Here is a 7,181-nt window from a genome sequence, read left to right as displayed (position 1 = left end):
TGCGCCTTTCCAGCTTTGGCGGGCCGCTCTCCTTCCAGGGCTCGGGCCGCTACAAGCAGGACAATTACGCGCTGCGCTTCAATTCCGGCGCCGCCGATGCCGGGGGAAATTCCCGCGTTTCCGCCTTCCTCCAGCCGCGTTCGGGCGAATTCTCGCTGTCGGTGGAAGGCTTGTTCACCGCCGGCATGGCGCCCAAATTCGATGGCGGTCTCATCTTCCGGCAAAAGCCGCCCGCCGCCGAAGCAGCGGCCGATATTCGCGGTGATCTGGTGTTCGAGAGCAAGCTGACCGCCTCGACCGACCGGCTGGTGCTGTCCGGCTATACAATGCAACCCGATGAAAACCGCGCCGGCACGCGGCTCACCGGCGCCGCCAGCATCCAGTTGGGCGAGCGGCTGGGGTTCGATGCGGTGATTTCGGGGGGCGTCTTCTCGCTGCCGCCGCGCGACGCCACCGAGGACGCTTCCACCCTGCCTTACGAAGCGGTGCGGCTGCTGTCCGAATTGCCGGCCCCGCCACTGCCGCCTCTGCCGGGCCGGGTGGGGGTCGATCTGGCGGAAATGGGCCTGCGCGGCTTTGCCCTGCGCAATGTGCGGCTCGACGCCACTACCGATGGCAGCGCCTGGGAAATCGAGCAATTCATCGCCAGCCTGCCGGGTGACACCGAAATCCGCGCCAATGGCCAATTATCCGATGAGGGCGGGCATCCCGGCTTTCGCGGCAAGATAGCGCTGGAAAGCCGCCGCCTCGATGGGCTGGCAGCGCTCTGGCGCAAGGCAGGCGCCAACAATCCGCTGTTCAACCAGCCCGGCGGGCTCAAGGGCACGCTGATGCTGGGCCGGGACGCGCTGGGGCTGAGCGCTGGCGTGGCGACGCTGGCCGGGCGCAGCCACGGCGTCGAAATCCGCCTGGGTTTCGGCGAGGAAAAACGGCTCGACCTGGTGGGCAATTTCGATGCGCTGGGGGCCGAGGGCAGCCGCATGCTGGCTGCGCTCCTGCCGGGTTTCAACAGCGATCCGGTCTTTGCCGTCAGCTTTCCGCAGGGCAGTTTCTCGTTGAGTGGAAAGGCCATGGAGGTGTTCGGCATCGCCGGCGAGCAATTGGTAGCCGAGGGCCAATGGGGGAATGGCCGGATCGATTTCTCCCGGCTTTCGGCCGGCGATTGGGGCGGGGTGGGGTTCGATGCGCGGCTGGTGGCCAGCGGCACGCTTGCCGCCCCGGTGCTGTCGGGCTCGGGCCGGGTGCGGGCAGAAACCGCCAATGCCCCGGCGCTGCTCGCGCTCTACGACCGGCTGGGTGTGACGGCGGGTTGGCGCGCGGCGCTGGCGCCGTCGCTGCCTGCCGAGGTGCTGGTCGATCTGAGTTTTCCCGATGACAGCGGCGCGCAACTGGCCAATGTTGCCGGCAAGCTGGGGGTGGGAGAGCTCAATTTCCGCGCCGATCTGGGCGGCGGGCTGGCGCAACTGACCACCGGCTCGCTGCGGCTGGTCGGCGGGCTGGAATCGGACGACATCGCCGGGTTAACGCGCCAGCTCGGCCTGGGCGAGACGCCGCTTTTTTCCGGCGATGGCTCCATGTTGGCCAGTTTCAGTCTCGATGGGGCGCCGGCCAACAGCCTGGAAAGCCGCCTCACGCTCAGCCTGGGCGATGAAAGCCTGGGCTTTTCCGGCAATCTGGCTGGGCGCGATGACGGGGATATGCAGGGCACGGGCACGCTCACCTTGCGGCTCGATGATGCCGGCGGTCTTGCTCGCCTCGCCGGCTTTGCCGCTCTGGGCCTGCCGCCAGCCAGTGGCAAGGCGGATGTGCATTTCGAGGGGCTGCGGCTCCTGCGCGCCACCAATATTGAAGGAAGTTCCGGGAATACCGGCTTTTCCGGCGAGATTTCACTGACACGCACCGGCGAGACGGCGGCGGTTTCGGGGGCGCTGGAGGTCGATCGGGTGTCGGCCGAAGGCCTTGCCGCAGCCTTTTTCGGTCCCGCCGCGCTGGTGGGCGGCGATGGGCTCTGGCCCGAGGGGCCGTTGGCGGGCGCGGCCCATTCGCGGCCCACAAGGGGCTCTCTTGCCGTGGTGGCGCAGAGCCTGGAAGCCGGCGGGCTGGAGCGGCTGGGGCGCACCGGGTTCGAGCTGAGCTGGGATGAGAGCCGCATGCGGCTGGCGCGGTTCGAGGCGCGCCGCGATCAGGGCGTTCTCGGGCTTGATATTACGCTGTGCTGTGCCGGCTCCCTGGCCGAACGCACGGTCAGCGGCCGGGTGAGCCTTGCCGAAATGGAGCTGGCCGCCATCGCACCCCCGGCTCTGGCCGATGCGCTGGAGGGGCGGATTTCGGGCGGCGTGCAGTTCGAGGGCAGCGGGGCCAGTCTGGCCGAAGTTCTGGCGGGGCTGGCGGGAGAGGGCAATTTCACCCTGGCCGATCTGGCGGCCAGCGGGCTTTCGCCCAATGTCTTTCCGGCCGTGGCCCGGCTCGAGGGGGTGCTCGACATGGCGGGGGAGGATCTGGGCACGGTGATGGCTCTGGCCTTGCAGCAGGGGGCCTTTACCGCGCCCATGGCCACCGGCGCCTTTACCCTTGCCGGCGGGGTGGCGCGCATCGCCAATCTCATCATCGATGGCGATGGCGGGCAGTTGAGCGGCAGCTTCAACCTGGGGCTGGCCACGCTTGGGCTCAATGGTACGCTCGTGCTGACGCCGCGCGACTTTGCCGATGCCAACGGCCTGGTCAGCAGCGATATTTCACGCATTTTGCTGCATCTGGGCGGCAGTCTCATCGCCCCCCAAAATCGGCTCGACCTCGAGGAAATGATCGCCGCCATCATGGTGCGCGCCAACGAGATCGAGGTGGACCGGCTCGAAGCCTTGCGCCTTGAGGAAGAAGCGCGCCAGCGCGCCGCCGCCGAGGAGCGCAACCGCCTGATCCGCGAAGAGCGGCAGCGGGCGGCGGAAGAAGCCGCGCGTCGAGCCGCCGAGGAAGAGGCCAGGCGAGCCGAGGAGGAAGCCCTGCAATTGGAAGAACCAGGCCCATTCGAGTCGCCGGCGCCCCTTCCGCCCGGGGCGTTGACGCCGGGCTACCAGTTTCCGCTCAACCCGGGGATGTGAGGTTGGTCCCGTCCCCAGAATGCCATGTGGGTGAGCGCAACAGGCGGCGCGACTATCGCGCTTCCGTCCCGCCCAGCTTTTCCTGATACCAGGCCAACACCGCCAGCCGCACCGCCGAGGAGAGATTGGCGGTTTGCCGCGTGGTGTCGATGGTGCGGATCAGGGCGGCGAGGGAAAGCCGCTTTTCGGCGGCCATGGCCTCCAGCGCGGTCCAGAATTCGGGCTCGAGGGCGATAGAGGTGCGGTGGCCGGCAATGGACAGGGAACGCTTGTCCATGTCCCTGCTGTCAGGGCTTCTTGCGGAAGGCGTCGAGGCTGACGACCTTTTCGCCCGGTGCGGTCTCGGTGGGCGGAGTGTCGGTCTCGGCGGCTTCCACCTCGGCATCGGCGCCGCTTTCGATCTCCTCGGCGCCCGGCGCGGTGGCGGGGTCGAATTGCAGGCCGAACTGCACGGAGGGGTCGAAGAAGCCCTTGACCGCGGTGAAGGGCACCACCAGCGTTTCGGGTATGCCATCGAAGGAGAGGCCGACCTCGAAGGCGGTTTCGGTGACCTTGAGGTCCCAATACTGGTTCTGGATGACGATGGTCATTTCCTTGTCATACTGGCCGAGCAGCTTCTCGCTCAGCCGTACGCCGGGCGCGCGGGTGGCAAAGGAAATGAAGAAATGATGCTCGCCGGGCAGGCCGGTCTTGGCCACTTCGGCCAGAACCTTGCGCACGACGCCGCGCAGGGCTTCCTGGGCGAGAATGTCGTAACGCATGTGATCTTCGGCCATACCAGTTTCCTCGGCGCGTGGGGCGAATCCAGAACGGCTCATATCAGCCTCACGTTCCCGCGGATTTCAAGAACAAAGGCGGGAGGGGATGCGCTTTAGGATGGGAAGGTGCAGGCTTCTGTTGCCAGGTGCCTGCGGACCCCGCCTGTCGCCCGGCTAGGAGCGGAGGACTTAAATTCCCAGTGCTAGCACCGCATTACGCGGCGAGAGCGACCGGAGCCTTATGGTTGTCATTGGCAACTATAAGTTTTCGGACCGATAACGGTGGTACCTCACCGAGCGAAAACACACCCTTTACGCCCTCGTCGATCCTGTTTCGCCCCCTCATGGTGGAGGCGCCGGGTACTGCCCCCGGGTCCGAAAGGTTTATTACGATGGCCATTTATCGCCATAGCCCTTGCGGGCAAGTGCAATATAGGCATGGCGGGGCAGGGATGCAATGGACGGGCTCATTTGAAAACGGCCTGTGCCTCGATCTCGATCAGCACGTCGGGATTGGGAAAGCCGGCAACATTGATCGCCTTGACCACGGGCGGATTGGTCCGGTTGCCCCACAGCCGCATCCACGCCTCGAAGGCCGGGCGGATGTCCTGGCCCTGCCGGATATAGATGGAGGTGCTGACCAGATCCTCGATGCCGGCGCCGGCGGCTTCGAGCACCTTCACCATGTTTTCAAGGGCCTGCACCGTCTGGGCGGCAATGTCGTCGCGGGCCACCACCATGCCCTGCGCGTCGACCCCGTTCTGCCCGCCGATCAGCAGGATGCGGCAGCCGGCGGGGATGATGATGCCCTGGGAAAAGACCGGGCTTTTATGCATGCCGTCGGGGTTGAGATGTTCGATGGACATGGCAATAGCCTCCCTGTGTTATAGGGATAGTCTAATAGCTGTGCGTGGTGCGGCAAGCCATGCGACGGCGGGAGGCGAATCGAAATAGACTGGCCCCATGCAGCCCTATCTCAAGCTTCTGGCCGATATTCTCGAAAACGGCGCCGACAAGGCAGACCGCACCGGCACCGGCACGCGCAGCCTGTTCGGCTACCAGATGCGCTTCGATCTCTCGCAGGGCTTTCCCCTGCTCACCACAAAGAAGCTGCATCTGAAATCCATCGTCTATGAGCTGCTCTGGTTCCTGCGCGGGGAAACCAATGTGCGCTGGCTCCAGCAGCACGGGGTCAAGATCTGGGACGAATGGGCCGATGAAAACGGCGATCTCGGCCCGGTCTATGGCAGCCAGTGGCGCAGCTGGCCGGCCCCCGACGGGCGCCATATCGACCAGATCGCCAATGTGGTGGCCTCCATCCGTACCCGGCCCGACAGCCGTCGGCATATCGTTTCGGCCTGGAACCCGGCCGAGGTGGACGAGATGGCGCTGCCGCCCTGCCACTGCCTCTTCCAGTTCTACGTCGCCAATGGAAAGCTGAGCTGCCAGCTCTACCAGCGCTCGGCAGACACCTTCCTGGGCGTGCCGTTCAACATCGCCTCCTATGCCCTGCTGACCCATATGATGGCGCAGGTGACGGGGCTGGGCGTGGGCGATTTCGTCCACTCCTTCGGCGACGTGCATCTTTACGCCAATCATTTTGAGCAGGCCCGCCTGCAACTGACCCGCGAGCCCAGGCCGCTGCCGACGCTCAGGATCAATCCGGAGGTGAAGCGGCTGGAGGATTTCACCTTCGAGGATTTTGCCTTCGAGGGCTACGATCCGCACCCGCATATAAAGGCGGCGGTGTCGGTGTGATCGGCTGATTCAGCTCCGGGGCGGGCGATAGGAGGACGTAATGAGGTTTTTCTGCATTGCCGGCCTACTGCTTGCTGCCGCGCCTGTTCTGGCCAATGACACCTCGGCGGTCATTACCACTGGCGGGCTCGAATTTGTCGCCAATTGGGACATCAAGATGGAAAGCGAGGAGCTTTTCATCTCGCGCGAGGAAATTCGCGTCGTCTACCAGTTCCGCAATACCAGCGACACCGACCAGAATATTCTGATCGCCTTCCCCATGCCCGATATCGTGCCGGATTTCTTCTCGCCGGTGGCGTTCCCCTCGGGGCCGGACGACAATCTCTTCGAGTTCGAGACATTGTTCAACGGCGCCCCGGTCGAGGCGACGCTGCACGAATACGCCTTTGCGGTTGGAGTCGACCGCAGTGACATGCTGCGCGAACTCGGCCTGCCGCTGGTGCCGATTTCGGACAGGGCCAGCACCGCGACCGACGGGCTGGATGAGCAGACCATTGCGCAATTGCTGCATCTGGGCCTGGTGACGCCGGACGAATTTGACGCCGGCGAGGGCTGGGAAACCTATTACTGGCCCGCCTGGACCTATCGCGCCACTTATACCTGGGAGGGCAATTTCCCCGCCGGGGAAACCGTGACGGTGGAGCACCGCTACAAGCCCAGCGTCGGCGGCACGGTGGGCGTTTCCTTCCTCGGCGAGCCCTATGAGGATTATGACCCGGCGGCGGACTACAAGCGCAAATACTGCACCGACGAGGCGTTCCTCTCGGCGGTGCGCAAGACGCTTGAAAGCCCTGACGAACCGTGGACGGCGCCGTTCTATGAGCAGTGGATTTCCTATATTTTGACCACGGGCGGCAATTGGGGCGGCACCATCGATCGCTTCCGGCTGGTCGTGGACAAGGGAAGCCCGGATAACCTCGTTTCTTTCTGCGGCGAGGGCGTCAAGAAAATCGGGCCTACCACCTTCGAGATGGTGCAGGAGGATTTCTGGCCCGAAAAGGAGCTGGAAATCCTGATCCTGGAGCGGCATGAGGATTTCTGAGCCGCGCCGCGCAATCGTTCAATTTTCGAGTGTCCATGACTGTTTCCGCTTCCCTCGTCATCCGGCCTGCCCGGGCCGGTGACGCCACCCTGATCGCCGATTTCATCATCGCGCTGGCCGAATATGAAAAGCTGACCCATGAGGCCAGGGCGACTCCTGCCGATATCGCGCGCGATCTGTTCGGGCCCGATCCCAAGGTGTTTTGCGAGATCGCCGAATGGGCGGGCCAGCCGGTGGGCTTTGCCCTCTGGTTCTACACCTATTCCACCTTTCAGGGACGACACGGCATCTGGCTCGAAGACCTTTATGTCGACCCCGCCCAGCGCGGCAAGGGCATCGGCAAGGCGCTGCTGCGTCACCTGGCGAAACGCTGCGCGCGCGAGGGGCTGGGGCGTTTCGAATGGTGGGTGCTGGACTGGAACGAGCCCTCGATCGACTTCTACAAGGCTCAGGGCGGCATCATGCAGGACGAATGGACCAAGGTGCGCCTCCAGGGCGAGGCGCTGGCAAGGCTGGGGGCATGAG

7 protein-coding genes and 1 other RNA gene are annotated in these 7,181 nt (G+C 64.8%); 4 read left to right on the top strand and 4 right to left on the bottom strand.

Annotated elements, in window-relative coordinates; genetic code table 11:
• Positions 1 to 3,098 (top strand): AsmA-like C-terminal region-containing protein (locus VDP82_RS11685; RefSeq protein ID WP_323015023.1); only part of this gene is annotated, 3,098 nt, incomplete at its 5' end.
• Between the two features lie 52 nt (positions 3,099 to 3,150).
• On the opposite strand, the gene VDP82_RS11680 is transcribed toward VDP82_RS11685, so the two are convergent.
• The 4 genes from VDP82_RS11680 to VDP82_RS11665 all read right to left on the bottom strand — a co-directional run bounded on the left by VDP82_RS11680 (position 3,151) and on the right by VDP82_RS11665 (position 4,722).
• The gene (locus VDP82_RS11680) at positions 3,151 to 3,375 is read right to left on the bottom strand and encodes a ribbon-helix-helix domain-containing protein (RefSeq protein WP_323015022.1); all 225 of its coding nucleotides are present in this window, start codon (positions 3,373 to 3,375) and stop codon (positions 3,151 to 3,153) included.
• Positions 3,376 to 3,385: 10 nt separating this feature from the next.
• Positions 3,386 to 3,874, bottom strand: coding sequence for an SspB family protein (locus VDP82_RS11675; protein ID WP_323015021.1), 489 nt, complete (start codon positions 3,872 to 3,874; stop codon positions 3,386 to 3,388).
• A 107-nt stretch (positions 3,875 to 3,981) separates the two neighbouring features.
• Positions 3,982 to 4,318, bottom strand: a transfer-messenger RNA (tmRNA) gene (ssrA, locus tag VDP82_RS11670).
• A gap of 5 nt (positions 4,319 to 4,323) precedes the next feature.
• Entirely contained in the window at positions 4,324 to 4,722 is a 399-nt protein-coding gene (locus tag VDP82_RS11665) for a RidA family protein (protein WP_323015020.1), read from the bottom strand.
• Positions 4,723 to 4,819: 97 nt separating this feature from the next.
• Between VDP82_RS11665 and VDP82_RS11660 the strand changes: the two genes are divergently transcribed.
• The 3 genes from VDP82_RS11660 to VDP82_RS11650 are packed head-to-tail and all read left to right on the top strand — an operon-like array spanning position 4,820 to position 7,180.
• Entirely contained in the window at positions 4,820 to 5,614 is a 795-nt protein-coding gene (locus VDP82_RS11660) for a thymidylate synthase (RefSeq protein WP_323015019.1), read from the top strand.
• 40 nt (positions 5,615 to 5,654) lie between these two features.
• Entirely contained in the window at positions 5,655 to 6,656 is a 1,002-nt protein-coding gene (locus tag VDP82_RS11655) for a DUF4424 domain-containing protein (RefSeq protein ID WP_323015018.1), read from the top strand.
• 35 nt (positions 6,657 to 6,691) lie between these two features.
• The gene (locus VDP82_RS11650) at positions 6,692 to 7,180 is read left to right on the top strand and encodes a GNAT family N-acetyltransferase (protein ID WP_323015017.1); all 489 of its coding nucleotides are present in this window, start codon (positions 6,692 to 6,694) and stop codon (positions 7,178 to 7,180) included.
• The last annotated feature ends 1 nt before the right edge of the window (position 7,181 follow it).

Source organism: Devosia sp. (assembly GCF_034675085.1).
Taxonomy (GTDB): domain Bacteria; phylum Pseudomonadota; class Alphaproteobacteria; order Rhizobiales; family Devosiaceae; genus Devosia.
The sequence above is the reverse complement of the archived record's forward strand: the minus strand, read 5'-3'. Positions and strand labels throughout refer to the sequence as shown.

Bases quoted from the DNA above. Each gene is read 5' to 3' on its own strand.
- VDP82_RS11655 (WP_323015018.1), top strand. From the start codon at position 5,655: ATGAGGTTTTTCTGCATTGCCGGCCTACTGCTTGCTGCCGCGCCTGTT.
- VDP82_RS11660 (WP_323015019.1), top strand. From the start codon at position 4,820: ATGCAGCCCTATCTCAAGCTTCTGGCCGATATTCTCGAAAACGGCGCC.
- VDP82_RS11675 (WP_323015021.1), bottom strand. From the start codon at position 3,874: ATGGCCGAAGATCACATGCGTTACGACATTCTCGCCCAGGAAGCCCTG.
- VDP82_RS11650 (WP_323015017.1), top strand. From the start codon at position 6,692: ATGACTGTTTCCGCTTCCCTCGTCATCCGGCCTGCCCGGGCCGGTGAC.
- VDP82_RS11680 (WP_323015022.1), bottom strand. From the start codon at position 3,375: ATGGACAAGCGTTCCCTGTCCATTGCCGGCCACCGCACCTCTATCGCC.
- VDP82_RS11665 (WP_323015020.1), bottom strand. From the start codon at position 4,722: ATGTCCATCGAACATCTCAACCCCGACGGCATGCATAAAAGCCCGGTC.